This window comes from Syntrophobacter fumaroxidans MPOB (genome assembly GCF_000014965.1).
GTDB lineage: Bacteria > Desulfobacterota > Syntrophobacteria > Syntrophobacterales > Syntrophobacteraceae > Syntrophobacter > Syntrophobacter fumaroxidans.
In genome coordinates this window covers 2,253,061-2,272,140 of the sequence record NC_008554.1, presented here as the reverse complement: position 1 = coordinate 2,272,140, position 19,080 = coordinate 2,253,061, and the positions used below count along the sequence as shown (strand labels likewise).

General features: G+C 60.3%; 14 protein-coding genes. 9 read left to right on the top strand and 5 right to left on the bottom strand.

Annotation, left to right across the window (positions count from 1 at the left end; translation table 11 throughout):
- Window positions 1-390: 390 nt before the first annotated feature.
- Window positions 391-864 (bottom strand): hypothetical protein, encoded by a 474-nt coding sequence (locus SFUM_RS09600; protein ID WP_011698713.1) that lies wholly within the window; start codon window positions 862-864, stop codon window positions 391-393.
- A gap of 740 nt (window positions 865-1,604) precedes the next feature.
- On the opposite strand from SFUM_RS09600, the gene SFUM_RS09595 reads away from it, so the two are divergent.
- Window positions 1,605-2,189: a GAF domain-containing protein gene (locus SFUM_RS09595; protein ID WP_011698712.1), complete on the top strand. Its 585-nt coding sequence runs from the start codon at window positions 1,605-1,607 to the stop codon at window positions 2,187-2,189.
- A gap of 123 nt (window positions 2,190-2,312) precedes the next feature.
- On the opposite strand, the gene SFUM_RS09590 is transcribed toward SFUM_RS09595, so the two are convergent.
- On the bottom strand, window positions 2,313-3,809 hold the full coding sequence (locus SFUM_RS09590) for a serine hydrolase (RefSeq protein WP_011698711.1): 1,497 nt from the start codon (window positions 3,807-3,809) through the stop codon (window positions 2,313-2,315).
- A gap of 1,017 nt (window positions 3,810-4,826) precedes the next feature.
- On the opposite strand from SFUM_RS09590, the gene SFUM_RS09585 reads away from it, so the two are divergent.
- The 8 genes from SFUM_RS09585 to SFUM_RS09550 all read left to right on the top strand — a co-directional run bounded on the left by SFUM_RS09585 (window position 4,827) and on the right by SFUM_RS09550 (window position 15,536).
- The gene (locus SFUM_RS09585) at window positions 4,827-6,065 is read left to right on the top strand and encodes an amidohydrolase family protein (protein WP_011698710.1); all 1,239 of its coding nucleotides are present in this window, start codon (window positions 4,827-4,829) and stop codon (window positions 6,063-6,065) included.
- Between the two features lie 23 nt (window positions 6,066-6,088).
- Window positions 6,089-7,153, top strand: a complete 1,065-nt coding sequence (locus tag SFUM_RS09580; RefSeq protein WP_011698709.1) for a phospholipase C/P1 nuclease family protein — start codon at window positions 6,089-6,091, stop codon at window positions 7,151-7,153.
- A gap of 370 nt (window positions 7,154-7,523) precedes the next feature.
- A complete protein-coding gene (locus SFUM_RS09575; protein ID WP_011698708.1) occupies window positions 7,524-8,405 on the top strand; it encodes a thermonuclease family protein in 882 nt (293 codons plus the stop codon).
- Between the two features lie 1,173 nt (window positions 8,406-9,578).
- A complete protein-coding gene (locus SFUM_RS09570; protein ID WP_011698707.1) occupies window positions 9,579-10,517 on the top strand; it encodes a type 1 glutamine amidotransferase domain-containing protein in 939 nt (312 codons plus the stop codon).
- Window positions 10,518-10,575: 58 nt separating this feature from the next.
- On the top strand, window positions 10,576-12,276 hold the full coding sequence (locus tag SFUM_RS09565) for a thiamine pyrophosphate-binding protein (protein ID WP_011698706.1): 1,701 nt from the start codon (window positions 10,576-10,578) through the stop codon (window positions 12,274-12,276).
- A gap of 13 nt (window positions 12,277-12,289) precedes the next feature.
- The gene (locus SFUM_RS09560) at window positions 12,290-12,991 is read left to right on the top strand and encodes an EthD domain-containing protein (protein WP_011698705.1); all 702 of its coding nucleotides are present in this window, start codon (window positions 12,290-12,292) and stop codon (window positions 12,989-12,991) included.
- 41 nt (window positions 12,992-13,032) lie between these two features.
- Complete coding sequence (locus SFUM_RS22495; protein WP_011698704.1) at window positions 13,033-13,785, top strand: muconolactone Delta-isomerase family protein; 753 nt, start codon at window positions 13,033-13,035, stop codon at window positions 13,783-13,785.
- Window positions 13,786-14,048: 263 nt separating this feature from the next.
- On the top strand, window positions 14,049-15,536 hold the full coding sequence (locus SFUM_RS09550) for an ankyrin repeat domain-containing protein (RefSeq protein WP_011698703.1): 1,488 nt from the start codon (window positions 14,049-14,051) through the stop codon (window positions 15,534-15,536).
- 366 nt (window positions 15,537-15,902) lie between these two features.
- On the opposite strand, the gene SFUM_RS09545 is transcribed toward SFUM_RS09550, so the two are convergent.
- The 3 genes from SFUM_RS09545 to SFUM_RS09535 are packed head-to-tail and all read right to left on the bottom strand — an operon-like array spanning window position 15,903 to window position 19,078.
- Window positions 15,903-17,090 (bottom strand): SpoIIE family protein phosphatase, encoded by a 1,188-nt coding sequence (locus tag SFUM_RS09545; RefSeq protein WP_011698702.1) that lies wholly within the window; start codon window positions 17,088-17,090, stop codon window positions 15,903-15,905.
- Window positions 17,087-18,805, bottom strand: a complete 1,719-nt coding sequence (locus SFUM_RS09540; protein WP_011698701.1) for a [Fe-Fe] hydrogenase large subunit C-terminal domain-containing protein — start codon at window positions 18,803-18,805, stop codon at window positions 17,087-17,089. The genes SFUM_RS09545 and SFUM_RS09540 overlap by 4 nt, the downstream gene beginning before the upstream one ends.
- 9 nt (window positions 18,806-18,814) lie before the next feature.
- On the bottom strand, window positions 18,815-19,078 hold the full coding sequence (locus SFUM_RS09535) for a (2Fe-2S) ferredoxin domain-containing protein (protein ID WP_011698700.1): 264 nt from the start codon (window positions 19,076-19,078) through the stop codon (window positions 18,815-18,817).
- Between the last annotated feature and the right edge of the window lie 2 nt (window positions 19,079-19,080).

Here is a 19,080-nt window from a genome sequence, read left to right as displayed (position 1 = left end):
ATCGTCCTCGCTTCGTCGCTCGGCGACCCTCCCGGGCAATACGAAAGCATACCCGTCCGTAACCATGCACTGCGCGTCATGACACGCCGCGCCCGCGACGAGATTCGCTCGGTATCACGGGCATATTGCAGTACTGATACGGATTTGCGTTCAAAATGATACTCTAAAAGCGTGGGGGACGTATCCCCCACACCCCCTCGCCGCTTCGCGGCTCCGTGTGGCGCTGCGGCGGCGGCCTACGGCCAGTCGCCGACAGCGCCGAGCACTCGGCCTCACGCGCTTGCGCGTGTGGCCGAAACTTGGGGGGTGCGGGGGAATCATTCCCCCGCTCTTTTGTGCTTGAAAGATCCATCTTGAACGCAACTTCGTATGAATGCCCGCATCCGGAAGCTAGTTGCGCACTTCTATCCCACGCAGAATCCTGCAGTCCGAGGCCCCGCAGCCGATCTTCGGTCCGCTGCCGGGATCCGTTTCATACCAGAGCCACACTGTCTTTCCGTTCGCGACGGCCGTATCGAATGCGGTCAGAAAATAGTCGGCCACCGGGTTGGCGAGGGTGCCCTGACCTATCGCAACGGCAAAGTACACGATTGACGTGCCCGGCGCGGCCGCGCCGCAACGCAGATGGATGCGTCTGCCCATGGGGCCGTTGTATACGGCATAACCCGCGGCGAAACACGAGTTGTATTGAGAGATTCCGTCAACAGCCTCCACCTGCGAATCCGATTCGGCCGGCGGCTGGGCCTGCTCCGCTGCGGCCGGTGCCGGCAGTGCTGTCAATAGACCGAAAACCATGACGACCACGCACACGGTTGAAAAAACAAGGCCGCGAAAAGCCGGGGAATGGAATCTGCTGCTTGACATGTGACGCCCTCCTTCGGTTGCCGGTTGTTCTTTCAATGAAAAAGCACATGAATGAAACTACGTTCACGATATACATACCCACAAGGTCTTGCAGCGTCAAATATATTGTCTCTATTTAATTTTCATTTACAGATCGCTATTAAAAACATCAGGTTCTCCCCGCGATATTCCGTTGAAATGGCGCGATACCTTGTAATAGCAGTGGTTGTGCGATTCGTGTGGGGATTTCAGCCAGCATACCGGAGACTCCGGTCCGGGAACATGAAAGAGGGGATGTCGCCTGAACGTCTTCGTCCTTGCCCATGCCGGCGGGAATTACGATCGTTGGCGCAGGTCATGGAGGAAATCGCTGTCGTACATGAAATCGCTAGGTTCACTTGAAATCTTCTGTTAAACTTGGTCAGGGTCTGAATTCCCTCGATTGTGCGATGCCGGTTTCCCATCCGATACGGACCGTTCAGGCGGATGAAGTGTTTTACAGACCAGGGCAAAGGGCCCGCCGAGCCGAGGCTGTCTCGGTGGGCACGTCGAGCGGCATCCGCATCCGGCGGCACTGCTTCGGGCGGTATGGTGCGCTCTCTCCCGCTGGTTCAGGACCTGTAACGGGGTTCCACGGAACCGGGTGGGCTCGTCTCCATGCAGGTTGAACGAGGCGGGGATCAGGGGAGTGACCTTCGGCGCGGGCATTCCGATCGCGGCGACGGATGCGCTGTTTCTTCTACCAGAGGAGGGTTGACCCTATGGCACCGCTTCAGAAAACCTACTTCGATTCGTTTCGGAAGGTCGTGAAGGCGATCAATTCCACCCTGGATCTGCAGGAGGTGATGGACCTGATGGTCAAGAGCCTGGTCGAGGTCATGGGCGTGAAAGCGGCGGCGATCCGTCTGCTGAACCCCAAGAAACGGACGCTCGAGTTACTCGCTTCTCACGGGCTGAGCGACAAGTACATCCGCAAGGGCCCTTTGGACGCATCCCGCAGTATCGCGGAAGCCATGCAGGGGAAAGTGGTCGTCCTCAGCGACGCGCGCAGGGACCCCAGGGCACAGTACCAGAGCCAGGCGAGCGAAGAAGGGATTGCCACCATCGTGTCCGTTCCGCTCAACCTCAAGGGAAGGATCATCGGAGTACTGCGCCTCTACACGGGCAGCCCGAAAGAGTTTTCGGAAGAGGAGCTCGATTTCGCCCAGTCCCTGGCGGAAATGGGGGCGATCGCCATCGAGAACGCCAGAATGTATGAGAGAATCAAGAAGGACTACGAGAGCATCATCAACGAGACCCACAGCATCGGAATGATCAAGAGCATGTTCCGCAAGGAAGAGGAATAGCCGTCTTTGCAGCTCCGCCCCGAGACCGGCCTGCCGCGGTCCCGCGTCCCGGTTGAATCCCGTGCGCAACGCCCGGATTCGGGATCGGATCGGGGGAGTGCGGCGCGCCCGGGGCCGCTCCCCTCACCGGATCTTTTTCAATACACGGGTTTGGCCGTTGTAGAAGATGCTCATGGCGCCCACTCGCCCTTTGTCGTCCCGAATAAAAGCCACGGTGGCCACCGCGTCGGAGACTCCCTTGAGGAAGAACCGGTCTTCGGATTCGCGGAAAAGCCGGGCGCGGAACTGCCCGGGGAGCAGGACCTTGAGGCCTTCTCCGTACAATGCCACGGTTGCCGTCTTGTCCGTGTTTTCCTTGCGTTGGTCGTCGCTGCGTTCGACCAGGTACGTCCCCGTGTAAGGGATCAGTGAATCCGCGGCAACCTCGGAGGCCTTGCGCAGCTTGAGCGGTTCGACTTGCCTGCCGTCCAGGAGCGCCCAGAGCTGAAAGGCCAGGTCCTGGTTCACCGTCGAGTCCTGGTTTCCGAGCACGATGACGCCTGTTTTCTTCTGCAGGTCGAATATCACGGCGGCCAGGTAGCCGAACGTGTCACCCACGTAGAAGACCACGTTGGTATCGGGCCGTATCAGTCGGATCCAGCACAGGCCCATCTCGCCGATGGGCTCCGCGCTCGCGTGCCCCGCCATGGCGATGTCCATGGCCGTTCTGAGCGGTGTGTCGATGAGCGCCAGGTGGGCGCGAACGTAGATGGACAAATCCTCGACCGAGGAAATCAATGACCCGCCGGGGCCCATCACGCCTATTTCCTCCAGCGGAACGGGATCCAGGTCGGCACGGTGTCCGCGGGCAAGACGCGACTGCTGTTCGGGGGTGAGCACCGTGCGGGTGTCTTTCATGCCGAGGGGCGTGCAGATGGTATCCAGGCAGGATTGCTCCCACGTTTTGCCTTGAATGTTGCCGACAATATGCCCCAGAATGGCGATGCCGACGTTGCTGTACTCGAAACGCTCTCCGGGAGCCCGGGTCAACCGGTAGGAGGAAAGCCATTTGAGCAGCTGCGTCATGGTGTATTCTCCACCCAAAGTAGCGGTGGAGGGAGAGGTCAGGAAATCCGCCGGGAGCCCGGGAAGCCCCGAACGATGCGTGGCAAGATCGAGCAGCGTGATCTTGCGTTCGCCCCATTCGGGAACGGATACGAATTCAGGAAGATACATCCCGATGGGGTCATCCACCCGGACGATGTTCCTGCGGGCCAGGTCGGCGAGCTGGACTCCGACGAACGTTTTCGTGATGGAGCCGACCTGAAACAGGGTGCGCCCGTCCGGCGTGCGGCCCGAATCCTTGGCCGTTCTGCCGTATCCGAGGATGAGCGTTTCCTTGCCCTGGATGAGGCCGATGGCATACCCCACGGCGTATCCCGAGTCCATTACGGGTTGAACCAGGGCATCGACTTTGGTTTTGAGGTCCTGGCGGGACCACTTGGTGGAGGACGGGGCGGGAATGGCCTCCCGGCGGGAAGGCGCCGCCGCCGCGGCGGGAGCGGTCAGCGACGTCACCTGGAGGAGCAACAGGGTTGCGATGACCCCATGGCGGATTCGCCGTGGTCTGCGGATGTTCATGTGCGTCTTCTCCTCGAATAGAAGGGCTTCGGTCGGACCGGCGGCGTGCGGACGGCGACTGAAAGCGGGAGGCCCGCAGGCCGCCTACGGGTGCCGGTCGGCAGCCCGCGGAGGGGCCGAGGGATCAGGCACGCGCCGTCTTGCGCCGCGGAGCGCGAACAATGCATTCTTCGCACGCTTCCTGGAAAGGCTCTATTGCTGCATCAAAATAGCGCAGAGTCACGGCCGTTTCAAAGCGAAAAAGGAGCCGGGGGCCGCACCGGCGACGCGTTCGGGCCCGTTCGATCGCGCGCCGGCGCACGTCGCGCCATGCGCTGCGCGTCCCTCGGGCTGGGCGGCAGACTGGTTCGGGCGATCTTCGGTCAAGGGCGCCGCGCGGCTCCGAAGGGAGTATCCGGTAGGGACGTGGTCGCTGCGATTCGGAGCAGAAGAAGCATTTGGGTACAAGAAACCTTTTCGAATAGCCATCTATTGTTAACAACATGTTGATCCCATCGCCGGGTCAAATAGATCATCCAATTGGTTCAACGGATAAAATCCATTCAAATAATGGATGATTTGAACGCTTTGGCCGTGCTGCCCTGAAAACCATTCCAAAGATACATGCCGGTAATTGGAAAACTCATCCAATCGAATATTTCATCCTTGACACCATTGCGATGTGTTTGCATAATAGGCTTATAAGTATACTCCTTCAGATCATTGCATGGATCATTGCGCGATCTCGAACGCAGCCCGTCTATCTCCCAACAGCCCCTTTGTCGGATGGAGTGCGAATATGACCACAAGCGCACGCATGAACCGATGGCGACGATTCCGTGGTACAAAAGAGGATTTCGGATCGTCCGGGCGGAACGTGCCGGTGGATGTTGTCCGAACACTTGAATCCGGGGACCCTGCATGAGTTGAAAGCAACTCCATCGCGCCCGTCGTGCGGGCCGGCGGCGCGTCACGCGTGCCGGGAAGCGGTGTTCGCGTCTTCGGCGGTCTCCGCTCGGGAGACGGAAGGAAAGGACCATGAGGATCGATTGTCACTGTCATGTGTTCAACAACGATTGCATCCCCGTCAAGGGGCTCCTGCAGAGCCGGTTCGGCATTGTCGTCGGGGGTCGCCTGTCCGACTGGCTCATCGATGCCGGGAAGGACGGCGCCATATCCTTCCTCGATGCGTTTCGAAGCCGATTTTCCATGGATTTCGATTCACTGCTCGGCTCCCTCACGGATCCGTCCGAGAAGGACGGCATCCGCTATCTGCTCGAACACCCGGGCCAATTCGTCCGGTTCTTTCTGGCCGGCAAAAGGAGTGTTCGCGAAATCGTGGCGGATATGATCGAAAAGGCCGATGACATCGACCTATGGGTTCCTCTGATGATGGATACGCAGAGCGCCTACGAAGGGAGTTCCCCGCTGTGCGGTTTCGATGAGCAGAAGCGGATTATGATGGAAGTGACGGCGGAAGCGCGGGGCCGGGTGCTGCCCTTTTTTGCTTACGATCCGAGATCGAGGCCCGTTGAAGCCGTGCGGGCGGCCATAGAGCACGAGGGGTTCGTCGGCGTAAAGCTCTATCCGCCCATGGGATTCAAGCCGTGCGGCAATGAAGAACCGGCGGTGGAAGGCAACCTTCAAGACTTGTACGAGTATTGCGCCGCCGGAAGATCGGACCCCATACCCATCGCCGCTCATTGCAGCTGGAGCGACGGCGTCACTTCGAACAGAAAAGCCCATGGGGTGAACAAACACAAGGAATACTACCGGGAAATGGCCCATCCGTCTCACTGGGAGGGGGTGCTTGCGAAACACGGGAACCTGAAGCTGAACCTGGCCCATTTCGGCGGCGCCGGGGAATGGGAGAGACGGGCGCTGACAGGGCCGTTGCCGGCGGGGAAGAAGAACTGGGCGGACACCATTTTGAAGCTCATGAAGGACCATGAAAACGTGTACACGGACCTGTCCTTTCATGGAATCCTCGTGGGAAACGTCCGGAAAGCCTACAGCAGGGCGTTGCTGGAGACGATTCAAGGCGTCGAGGAAAAGGTCCTTCTTGGGAGCGACTGGTATATGTCGGCCCTCCAGTGCGGGCTCGAGGATTACTGGCTCCGCTTCAAGGAAGCTTTTCCAAACCAGTTCAATGACATGACCGGACGGAACGCGGTCCGGTTTCTCCGATCCGAGGCGACGAAAACGTTTCTGCCCGATTTTCTCGCTTCTCGGAACGGGTACCAAAGCAAATACCTGGAGCCTTTTCGGGATTCATGACAAGCCGATGAAAGGAGGGGGCCATGAGCAAGAGAACCCTGCAACGGGACGTCCCGGTCAGTGAGTTGAAGGAGACTTTGAAGGAATTCTCCGCACGTGCCGGTCGATTGAAGAAGATCGCCGGTATCCGCCGAAAGCCCCTTCGCCTCAATCGAAGGCTCGTTTCAAGGATGGGGAAAGACGAGACCCGGCTGCTTCTCTGGAACAAGCTCAAAGAAGCCGCCCGCGCCGACATCTATGACGATATCCATGAGTTGATCAGGCTGACCCATGAATCCTACGAGCAGTTCAAGCGGATCATCGGAACCCGGTACAGTACGCATCGGTACATCACCGGCCAGGCGCTGCAACTGGTTGGCGCGGATCCCGCCGCATTCCCGAAGCTCCTGGGCTACTCGACATACCCGGATGAGTCGGAGAGCGACATGCGGGACATGGTGTTCGAAGGTCATTTTTATGGAAAGATTTTTTCGGGGGGTGAAGGAAATTTCCTCGAGAACCTCTTCCCGGAGGGGTTGCTGGCTGTGTTGGAGATGGTCAAGAAGCTGAGGCACGGTTTCGATGAGGACATCCGGGAACACGCGGTGATGAATTTCGCGAAGAATTGCGCGAGGGTGCGCAACGGGGGCCCGGAGCATTTCCACCTGGGCGTGGCCGCCCACTACCTGCAGGACCTCACCGCGCCCCATCACGTGGGCAACTACCCGGCCGTCCCTTACGTGGACCATTACTTCTTCGAAAAATACGCGAGCCTGTACGTTCACGACAGTCCGCAGTTCGTCATCGCCAAGGCGGACTACGACAGCTTCAAGGGCTCCCTGACATCGAACCCGGATCAGCCGGAACAGTTTGCACTGGAGATCTACCACAGGGCTACGGAGTTTATCCCCTATATCGCCACGGGGCTCCACGCCGAATCGCCGGGGACTCCCGGCTATGAGAACGCAGTGGACGATGCCGTCGATGCCTGCAACAGCCGGCTCGTTTCCGGTTCTTACAAACCGTGGGATGACGCAATCAACAATGCCGTTCCCCTGGCCGTCTACGCGACGGCCTATCTCTTCGAAACGGCGCTGCGCCTGCGGTGAAAACCGGTGTGGGAGCTGCTCGATCACGGGAAAGGCTTTTTTTGCTTTCTCCGAGGGAAATGTCGGCGTGATCGAAAGCGAAGTCCGTGCTTTCGGCTTTCTTCGCCCATTGGGCAGAGCCGGGCGGTGAACGGCGGGATGATGGTTTTGACGATCCGGTTCGCTACGGGAAATCCTCCGGGGAGTGCCGGCCAAGGAGGTGGGACGAGCCGGCCGCGGAGCCGCTGTTGCGGGTTGTTCGGTGGACGAGGATTGACAAATGCACAAATGCGCTGTTTCATACTGCCGGTGTGCCGGCCGGACGTGTTTCGCCGGTTTCGGCAGGCGGTGAACCGGCTCCCGGTAACACCTTCAACGACAGGAGGTTGTCATGTCTCTGGGGTTCTATCGATTGATCAAGGGACGGCTGCTCGTGCATTCAAGACAGTCACCGGACGGCGACAGCATGCGGTTCACGGCAAACGACATGTCACTGTTCCAGGGGCTTCCTCGCTTTTCGGCGCCCGGCGAGGCCGGGGGCATAGAAAGCTATCAGCTCCGGCTCCAGGCCATCGATACGCCCGAGCTCCACTACGGCGGAGCCGGCCAGCCACACGGCATGGAGAGCCGGAACGGGTTTCTCGGATGGCTGGGCGTGGAGCCGTCGGGTTGGGACTGGGAGGTGGCGCCGTCAGGGTTCCATTGGGAGCAGGATGCGGCCGTCCTGTGCGATGCCTTTGAAGGCCACGGCCGACCGATCGTTTTTGTCCTGAAGGGACTGGACGCGCAAGACGGCTCCGATGTAAAGCTGACGAGCTCGCTGCTGGCCGAAACGTACAATCACCACGCCGTGACGACGGGACTGGCCTATCTCGGTCTCTATTCCGGAGGGCTCTCGTTCGAGATCCAGTCAGCCCTCATTGCCGCCTACAAGGAGGCCAGGGATTCGAAAGCAGGGCTCTGGACATTGGACAAGACGAGCCGCTTTACCGTCAACACGCTCGACGACATCGGCCCCGAGCAGGGGAGCCTCATTTACCCGAAAGTCTTCCGGCGCTGCGTCGATGCGCTGCGGTGGGCAGGCGGGGAGTTTGAGCCGGGACGGGACGTTGATGATTTCCTCGCGGTCTCCCCGCACGAGAACGATCAATTCGTCGTTCACGCCGCTCACGGCGGCCGGCTGAAGAGCAGGCTCAGCGACGTCCTGGAGCAGGTCAACAACCAGATCAAGATCCAGGTCGACCTCAATACGGTTGAGTTTGTTTCCAAGTAGAGGGGGCCGGCGGGACCGAGTGGAGGTCCGAATCTGATGTGGGCATCCATGCACGCGGCTGTAATTGGATGCGCACCATGGAGAGCGGAGACGACCCGGCCGAACCGATTCAGGTCATCGATACACGTTCTCAATGCCCAAATATTCATGACGCTCTGTATATTATCAAACTTAGCCATTGGAGTGTATTGACAGGCAAAAGCCATTTGTAATAAATGATCATTTCAATGCTCATAAATTATTGATATGATATCTGTCATATTCAGAATCTTCACGGGTCTGTTTATAGCAGAAAGCTCATTCAATATCTAGTATATTCATATCTATATATAGTGGTATTTTCCTAAATATTCCTGAATGTTCTGATACAAATATAATAAATATATTCCATTTAAACATTTTCTTCTTGACACCATCGCAATGTGTTTTATCATCAAACCATAGGATCTTCTTCGACTCATGCTATGACTGAGTGCTCCATTTGAGACGCTCATGTCGGTTCGCTCCTGATTTCACCTTACCCCAAGAGACCCGGAGTATGATCGCAGGTGGACACATAGGCCAACTGCGACGATTCTCGACAGGAAAGTCCAATTGCCGACCACCGCTGCAGAACGTGCCTGTGGATCCTGCTTGCCGCCCCATGCTGACGACCCGGCTGCATCAGGTGTTTCGAACGCGCCACATCGATCGACGAACAGAACAGGACCGTTGCTGCCGCGCGAAACGGCTCATCTGCTTTTCGCAACGCCTGCCGCGAGGCTGAGACGGCGGAACAGGTGATCAGGCCCTTACCGGCACAGTCGGCCGAGAAGGGGAAGGGCCGCGGCCCGAACAGGATCATGTGCGCACGCAGGCTCGGAGTTTGCCTGCCGTATTGGTGGGAGAAGGAGTGGAGGCCGTTGCGTCGGATCGGTGATCCATCGTGAGACTGCATTGGGAAACGCAAGCCATGGGAAAGCGACACGTAAGCAATCGGATGTCGGAGTTGCCGTGGCCGGCGGCGTCGTCGTGCGCGGGCGCAGCGGGCGATGTGGCACGCCGCGTCGTCCCATGGCGCATCGGGTCGAACAGGTGAGGGCTCGGGGAGACAGGCAATGTGGAGCTGCCGTTTCGTTCACCGAAACGATCGAACAACAGGATTCAACCAGGGACACACAGAGGAATGCGAACATGAGCAAATCGATCCTGATCGTACTTTCGGAATGGGGTTTTTGGGGGGAGGAACTTGTGGGGCCTTTGGAACAGTTCGACAGGGCGGGCTACCGATCCGTGTTCTGCACGCCGACGGGCAGACGCGCCCATGCTCTGCCTCCCAGCATGGATCCCGAGTTCGAGGATCCGCCTCTCGGCAAGAGCGTGACATCCCGTGAGACGGCCGAAAAGGTCAAGGCTGTCGAAGACGCTTCGAACCCGCGTCTGGACAACCCGAGGAACCTGTCGGCGATATTTCCGGAACGCCCCTACTGGAGCGACAGGGAAGAAATCCGGTACATGGACGAAAGCGGCGAGCTCGAGACCGTGAAGTCGCCGCTACGGAAGTGGGAACGCTATTATTCGTTGCGCGCCAAGGCCCAGCGGGAAACGGCGGACGAGTTCGACGCGCTGCTGATCGTCGGGGGCAGCGGTCCGATGATCGATCTTGTGAACAACTACCGCGTCCACGACCTCATCCTTGGATTCCTGGAGCAGGACAAGCCGATCGCGGCCGAGTGCTACGGGGTCGCCTGCCTTGCCCAGGCCCGCAATTTCGACGACAGCAGGAGCATCATCTGGGGAAAGCATGTGACCGGCCACGCCAAGGAATACGACTACAAGGACAATACAGGGGTGCTCGATCCGGAAACGGGGCGGATCCTGACCCGGGCTTCGGGCAACTGGGTGAACCTCGGCCCGCCCTTCTACACCCTGGAGTATATGCTGCGCGACGCCGTCGGCCCCGACGGGCAGTTTCATCCCAACGTCGGCCGCGAGACATCGGTCATCGTCGACTATCCGTTCATCACCGGACGCTCCACCCCGGACTCGGTCCTGACCGGCGAGATGATCGTGAAGCTCCTGGAAACAGGCGGTCCACGCCGGTGGGGCTGGGCCACCGCCAGGCAGTCGTGACGAAAGTCGATTGCCGCGGCAATTACACTGTACATCCGGTTGGAGGAAAGGCGCCGCCATGGACAAGAACACCGGACGCTTCGCACTGCTTCGGCAATTGCTCGCAGATGGCGTCACTTCTTTGTTCGGCAACCCCGGCTCTTCGGAGCAGAACCTCCTCGATGCCCTTCGCGACGAGGAATTTCAGTCGATCCGGTACTACCTTTCGCTTCACGAAGGCACCGCGGTGGCCATGGCCGATGCGTACGCGCGCTCTCTCCGCACCCCTGCCGTCGTGCAACTGCACAGCTACGCGGGCCTGGCGAACGGCCTGGGCATGATGTACTACGCGCGGCGGGGATACACGCCGCTGGTGGTCGTCGCCGGAGAAGCAGGCCTCAGGTACGAGGCGCTTGACGGACAGATGGCGGCCGACCTCGTTACGATTGCCAAACCTTTCGTCAAGTCGGACCACAACGGCCCGTGTGCGTGGCGGGTGGCGGACTCCGGCTCCCTGCTCCGGCTCCTGCGCCGCGCTTTCAAGGCCGCCGCCACTCCTCCGATGGGACCCGTCCTTCTCGTTTTGCCCATGGATGTCCTCGACCAACCGAATACCGAACCCATCGTTGCGACCCGGCCCGTATATTCCCGGATTGCGCCGGACGCGGGCGTCATCGGCAATGCCGCCCGGCTTCTCTCCGGGGCGACGAATCCCCTGATCTTGATGGGCGACGGAATCGCGGCATCCAACGCACAGGACGAGCTCGTCGCCGTGGCCGAGCGGCTCGGCGCCGTCGTTTGGGGGGCGAACTGCTCGGAAGTCAACATGCCGGCGTCTCACCCGTTGTTTGCGGGTTACGGCGGGCACATGTTCGGGGAAGTCAGCCGGAAATACACGGCTTTGGCCGACGCGGTCCTGATCTGCGGAACCACCGTGATGCCCGAAGTGTTTCCGTCGATCGAAGGGATTTTCGCCGCGGATGCCCGGATCGTCCAGTTCGACCTCAACACGAGCGAGATCGCGAAGAATTTTCCCGTGACGGTAGGGGCCTTGGCCGACCCGAAACCGGCGCTCGGCATGCTTGCCACGGCACTCGACGACGTCATGGGGGCGGCTGAAAAGAAAGAGGCCGGCGAGCGGATAAGGCGCATCGAGGCTCAGAAGCGCCGCGAACGGGAGCAACTTCGGGCAAGCGATGCCGCCGTGCGCGACCGGACGCCCCTTCGGGCCTCACGCTTCTTCGAGGATCTTGCCGGCCGGGTGCCCGACGATGCGCTGATCTTCGATGAGGCTCTGACACATTCCCCGGAGCTGCTGCGCACTCTGCCCCAGGACAAACCGGGCACGTACTTCCAAACGCGAGCCGGAATGCTCGGAACCGGCCTCCCGGGGGGGCTTGGACTGAAGGTGGCGCACCCGGACAGGGTGGTCGTCAGCGTCGTCGGCGACGGGGGAAGCATGCAGACGATCCAGGCGCTGAGCACCGCCGCCCGTCACAACATCGGGACGAAATTCGTCGTGTGCAACAACCGGAGCTATCGCATCCTGAAATACAATCTGCGGCAGTACTGGAAGGACCACAACCAGCCAACCGATCAGGCGTTCCCGGACGCTTTCGACCTTGCGAGGCCGATCCTGCGCTTCGATACGTTGGCTCAGGGGCAGGGAGTCGATGCCGTTCGCGTGGAAAAACCGGAGGAGATCGCTCCGGCCCTGGACCGTGCGTTTGGCGACGACCGGCCGTTCCTGATCGACGTCGTTCTCGATTCCGGTTTGTAGAAAGGAAAAGACGATGATCCACCAGTTCATCTTCGCCGGACCGAAACCGGGGCTCTCCGCCGAGGCTTTCCAGTGCTACTGGGTTCACTTCCATGCCGTCGATTACGCGGCAAGGATTCCCCAGATTCGACAATACCTTGTCGCCCCTCGCCTGCGGTACCCGTGTAAGCGCGAGGTTCCATTCTTCGAAGGCGTGGCCGAAATCTGGGTTGCCAACGAAGAGGAGCAAATCGCATCGTTTCGCAGCCCGGAGTTCCTCCAAGGCGCGCGCGCCGATGAGCCGCGGTGGGCGGCTTTCTGGCAGACATTCGTTCACGAGGCGGAGTCGGTGGTCATTCGAGAATCCGTCAGCTCGACCACCGAATTCACGAAATTCTACTCATTCTTGAAGAGACAACCCGGCACCGATCTCGACGAATTTCGGCGACTCCTCTTGAAGGCGCACGGTGAGACCGTGCTCGCGCTTCCCGGACTACAGGGCTACCTGATCGGGTTTGCCCGCCGGGGGTTGTACGGATTGGGTGAACCTCGCTTTGACGCAATCGAGGTCTGGTCGTTCGAAGACCTTGAGAAGATGCGGGAAGCGCTTGTGCCCGAGCGATTGGAAGCCGTGGAGGAGAGCTGGCGATCCGTTGCCGACGACCGCTACCTTTTTACCTTCGTGGGGCGGGAGAACTGGATCATCCGTCCCGGCGAGCGGTCGGGCGGGGCCTGAATCGGGACTGACCCAAACCCCGGATGACGAGGAGGACTCGTATGCTTTTCTATGTCCAAATGAAGTGGAACTACCAGGGGCGCATCAGCCAGGATGAGTTGTGGAGGCTTGAGGCGCGGGAAGGCGAGCACGGCCTCGAGGGAATCCGGTCGGGGTTGGTGAAGGGTCTCTACAAGGTCGTCTCCCAGCATCGGGTGATCGCTATCGTGGACGTCGATTCGCTCGAAAACCTGGACCGCAACTCAATGGGATGGCTGCCGATGCGCGAATACCTGGAATTCGAGCAGGTGTGGGCGCTTCGCGACTATGCCGGGTTCGTCGAGGACGTGAAGGCCGGGTTCCCGTCTCCTCCACCTCCGGGCGCGACGGCAACGTCCTCTCCCGACGAAACGCGCCGCGTGGCGGTGAGCTGGTTCGACAATCTCTCGAAAGGGACTTTCGATGAGGCTCTGAAGCTCGTTCACCCGGACGTCGTCTGGGAGAACATAGCGCCTACACCCGGGGTCAGCGATCTTGCCCCCTGGCTGGGCTCGTACCGGGGGCTGGAAGCGGTCGTCAAGAGTTTCGAGGTCTGGGCGCGATACTCGCGCATGCTGGCGATGAACCTGCAACAGCTCACGGTGGAAGGCGAGGACGCGCTGGCGATCGTGCATGAGCACGCGCAGTGCCTGGCAAACGGGAACGAGTACGACCTGTATGTGGCCACCAACCTGAAAATCGTCGGCGGCAAGATCCGGCGCTGGAAGGTGTACTGGGACCCCTCGCCGCTCATTCGGGCGTACAAGAACCTGTAGGCGCTTCCTTGCGGGATCCGGGCGGCTCCTGCCCGGAATACGCCTTGATTTCCCTGCCGGGGGAAATGTCCGCGCGACCGGGCCGGTTCCTGCGCGGGACGCGCCGCACAAGGAATCCGCGCGAAGACGTTACCGTGCGGGGCCTGGAGCGGAGCGCCGGAGATGGGGACGGCAGGCGCGCCCCGCAGTGGCGGGGCCTCATGCATGCGGCGGACCGCGGCTCGCCCGTGCGGCGGGAATTGCTTGAAGGAGGGAGCGGGCAAATGACAGTGTCGTCCGATACGACTCGGAGTGTCGCGGAGCAGTGGTTTCGCGCTCTGCGGTCGGGCCATGGAGAGGAAGCCCTGGGTTGCCTCGATAAGGATGTCGTATGGATCAATAACCCGCCCGAAGCGGGTCTCAGCGACATCATCCCCTGGCTGGGGGAATACCGTGGAATCGAGGCGGTTCGGAAAACATTCGCTGTCTGGGCCGAAAGGGCGGAAGTCCGGAGTTTCGAGCTGCGCAAACTCGTCATCGACGGTGACGAGGCTTTGGGAGTCGTGCACGAGGTCGCGGAAGTCAAGGCCACGGCGTTGTGCTACGACATCGAATTCATTCAGCGGTTCCGGGTGGGCGACAGCAAGATAGTCTTCTGGACGTCCTACTGGGACACCGTCAAGGGGATCGTGCCGTTTCGCGGGGATCTGCGCGCGCGGCTCATCGCGGCGGCGGAAAAAGGCGATGAGAGGGAGGCCTTGAACCTCCTGCCGTTCGGCGCGGATCCCGGCGTCCGCGACGAGAGGAGTGGGTTGACCGCGTTGATGATTGCCTCGGCGCGCGGGCATGCCGGCCTCGTCCGGATGTTGATCCGGTTCGGAGCGGACCCGAACGCGGTGGATCGGCGCGCGGGCGCCTCCGCTTTGCACAAGGCCTGCCAGGGGGGGCACCTCGAGGCCGTGAAAGCGCTCATCGAAGCCGGCGCCCGGATCGACCTGCAGGCGGCGAGCACGGGGCACACGCCTCTGTTCGAGGCAATCTGGTTCAAGTCGGACGCGATTGTGGACCTCCTCCTCAAGCACGACGCCCGGATCGAGGTGCTCACCCATTACGGATTCACCATCGATCGGCATATCGAGTACGCCCTCAACGTGAACAAGGGGGAGGCCGGGCTTGCGGCTCTCAACAGGATCAAGGAAATGGTCCGGGAGAGGCGCGCGTCCGACGATTCCAGGCAGTGCGCGGGCGGCGTCAATCAGGCCGTTCTGGAAGGGAACCTCGAAGGGGTGCGAACCGCCCTCGCCAGGGGCGGCGACCTGGAGGAGCGGTTTCCCATCGTCGGCAAGCTCTGGGACGGTCACACGCCATTGCTCATTGCATCGCTCCGGGGGCATGTCGACATCGTGCGGGAACTCATCGAGCGCGGCGCCGACGTGAACGCGATCGAGCCGGTGTTCGGCGCGGTTCCGCTGCACAAGGCGACTTACAACGGGCACACTGAAATCACGCGCCTGCTCGTGAAGGCAAAAGGCGTCAACCTGGACTACCAGGGACCGGCGAACGGCTACACGCCCCTGCACGACGCTTTGTGGCACGCCTACCCGGATAGCGCTCAACCGCTCATCGATGCCGGCGCCCGCCTGGACATCGTTGCCTACGACGGGAAATTGCCGGTCGATATCGCCGTCGAGGAACTCGGGCCGGAACATCCCATTGTCGGTCAACTCAAAGAACGGGCGTCGGGAACAAAAGCGAAGCAACCCGTCGGGTGAGCCTCCGGCGTTTATCGCGCAGTCTCGAATGATTTTGCCGAGGGTCGAGCGGCCGCGCGGAACATGGCCTGCAGGAGATCGAAGCGACCGCGGTTCGACGCAGGCCGTTTATGGATACAGGAAGGCTGATCCCGGAGCGACGGGAAGCAGGATAGGGGCACGGGACACGGCGGACAAACTGTGGAAGCAGCATCACGGTCAGGCCGGCGTCTCGGAGTCACCGGGATTGCGCACCGGCATGCCTGGAATACCGCGCTCTGTTCCAGGCACGCAACGCGGGTCACGCTCTGCGGCCAGGGAGACGTGGCCGGCGAAACCGGATGCCGACCATCCCCACCAACCAGTACCGGCTATCGCGCGAAGTTCCTAAATGAACCGCTTGTGGGTTTCCTTCAGGTATTTCTCTTCGAGCAGGTTCGTGATCTTCTTGATGATGTTCCTGCGGATGTCGAGCTCGACGGGGAGATTCGGGTCCTGGTGCGCCTCGTTGATGCGCGTGCCCACGACGAAGAAGATGATGTCGCTGTCGAGCAGATTGGACACGAGGGTGGTCGCGGCGTTGGCGCGCATCAGCTCGGGCTTCTGCCCCCGTTCGAGGATGTCGGCCACCTTGCTGAGCGTCAGGGTGCCTTCCGTGATGAGGTCGATCCCTTCCATCATGGAAGAGGGGGGAACGTCGGGATCGAGGCTGTCGAGGTTCATGTCGATGTCACGGTCGAGCTCCCGGCCGATGATCGATGCTGTCGTGCCTCCGCAGATCACCTTGCGCCCTTCGAAGGCTTCCACCATCTGGGCCAGTTCCGTGTCCTTGGTGTCCGAGTAGGGGGGGCCCGTCACGACGAGCAGGGATCGGGGGTGGCGCAGGTACATCACCCCGCAGGTGATGTCGTCCTTGGGTTCGTAGCCGTCGATCTGCCGTGCCCGAATGGCGGTTTTCATGGCCAGGACGCGCGACGAAATGTCGTCCTCCCAGCTGATCCATTTCTTGAGTTGCTGGATGACGTTTTTCCTGCCCCAACCAAGGGGATACTCGGGGCGGCCCATGCCCGCCTGGCTAACGCCGTCGGAAAAATAGAGGATCCGGTCCCCGATGCACGCGTTGAATTCCGAGAAGCTCACTTCCCGGTCATGCCACTTCTTGAGCTGGATCGGGGTCTTCTCGACGGGAACGCTTTCGGTTTGCCGCATCAGCACGTAGGCCGGGTTGCCGTGTTCGATCACGCGCACGTGCCCCGAGCTGTTGATGTCGACAATGGTGAAGGTGGAGTAGCTGATCTTGCGCACGCTGCAAACGGGAAGCGTGTCCATGATGACTTCGGCGGTTTCCCTGATGTCCGCGTAGTTGGAGATGTATTTGAGCGCCATGGTCGCGGTCAGGGTGGCGAGAACGCTCGCCTTGATCCCGCTGCCCAGCCCGTCGGAGAGAACCGCGATGAAGCGGTTGTCCTCCTTGAGCTTGTGCGACAGAAAAACATCCCCCGCCACGTACTGCCGGTGTTTGCAGTACTGGTAGTAATCGATGTCCAGGAAGAAATTCCGCAACGGTTTCATCATTCCAGCTCCGGCGATGTCATGGAATGGATGATGGAATTGAGGATCACTTCGGATTCCGCCGCGTTTTCACCCAGCAGGTAAGCGATCTGCTGGACGGTGGCGAGGTTCTTCTTGATGACGTCCTGGGCTTTCTGAATCATGGCTTCCTTGTGCATGGTGGGGCTGGTGATGTCCTGGAAGATGCCGCAAACCACCCGGTACTGCTCGATGGAGAAGATATCGATGTGCAGGACCGATTTCTTGTAGCGCAGATCGCGGTTCAGGATGTCCTCGCCCTTTTCGAGAACGGTTTTGAAAAGTGAGTAGAACGGGGCGATCTCGTGGAGGAAGATCCCTTCGAGCCCTGGCTGCTCATCGTAGAGGTTTTCGGCATCCGGGCCGATGATTTTCGCGAAGTTGTAATTGGATTCGATGATCTTGAGCTCCTCGTCCACGAGGACGATGGCGCTCGGCGTCTTCTCCATGAGGGCATTGGTTTTTTTCTGGGCCAGTTTGCGCATGTAGGCGACGCACATGACCTTCTCAGCCTTGCAGTCGATCAGCGCCCGGGCGAACTCCCGGCAATTGTCGTAGCCGCAGCCGCCGCAGTTGAGCTCGTCTTCCGGGCCGTACTTGCCGACAGCCTGCAGGGTCTGCCGCAGGATCTTGTCGCTGTACTCGGGCCTGGGCACCGGATCGGGATACAGTGCGTCCCCCCACACAGGGGCAGTGGGCGGCCGTGGGATTTCCTCCTGGGGATACCTGGCGTACTGGATGATCTGGGAGCGCTTCAGGATGGTCCCTTTGCGCCGGTTTGCCTTGGGGCCGTTGACGCAACCGCCTTCGCAGGCCAGGAGCTCGAGGAAGATGGGATGAGTGAGCCGCATGTCGCTCAGATCGGCCATGGCCTTCTGGATGTTGCGGATTCCCGAAAAAGACATGCATTCGGCCTCCATCACGCTGCAGCCGGCTTTTACCCCCGCCACCATCCCTCCGTCGATGGGATAAAGCGCTCCTTCCTGGGCCGAATACGGCACAAAGGATTCCTCGTCGCCGCGACCCGGCTGGAAAGCGATTTGTTCGAGCTGCAGCCAGTGCCGCATGTCCTCGAAGGTCAAGGCGATGTCGAGCAGCTGGGAATTGTTGTCGGCCTCCCCTTTCTTGGCGATGCACGGGCTGAAAAACACGATGCCGATGGACGGCCCGTAGGTTTCGCGCAGCAGCTCACAGTGGGCCAGTACGGGTGACACGTAGGGAGACAGGCATTCGGCATACTGGGGGTGGTACCTGCCCAGGTAGTTCACCACCACCGGGCAAGCCGTCGAGATGATCACTCGCGGCGTCTTGTCCCGAAGTTGCCCGGCAACGCTGCCCGAAACCCGTTCGGCTCCCAGGGCGGTTTCTGAAACCCCGGCGAACCCCAGCTTCTTCAAGGCCCGGATGATCGCCGAAGGCGGGATGTCCGGAAACTCGCTCACAAATGACGGGGCCAGGGACGCAAACACCTGGTCCTTCTCCTTGAGAAGCTGCCGAGCCTGTTCGAGATCGTCCCGAACGTGTTTTGCCCCGTTGGGACAGACCTCCACGCAATGGCCGCACAGCACGCACAGCTGAGGGATGACGGCCGCACAGGCGTTTTCCACCTTGATCGCCTTGACGGGGCATTCCCGGATGCACTTGAAGCAGTCCTGGCACTCCGTCCTTTCCGTGAATATGATCGGTGCATGATTGTTCATCGTCGTTCACTATTCCTGCTTCCTGATGTTCTCTTCAAGCAGCACGTTGATGGAAGCCGAATCGATGGAATGAAAGACTTCGCCGTTCAGCGTGATGTTCGGACCGTCCTTGCAGAGCCCTTCGCACAGATGCCCCTTGAGCGCCACCCGGCCGCAGAGTCCGTGGCGGTCGATGTATTCCTTGATGATCTTGATGTTGTGCTTGTTTCCCCTCGAAAAGCATGAGCTTCCCATGCAGATCGCAAGTTCGGCCGTTTCCTTCGTATCACTCATTA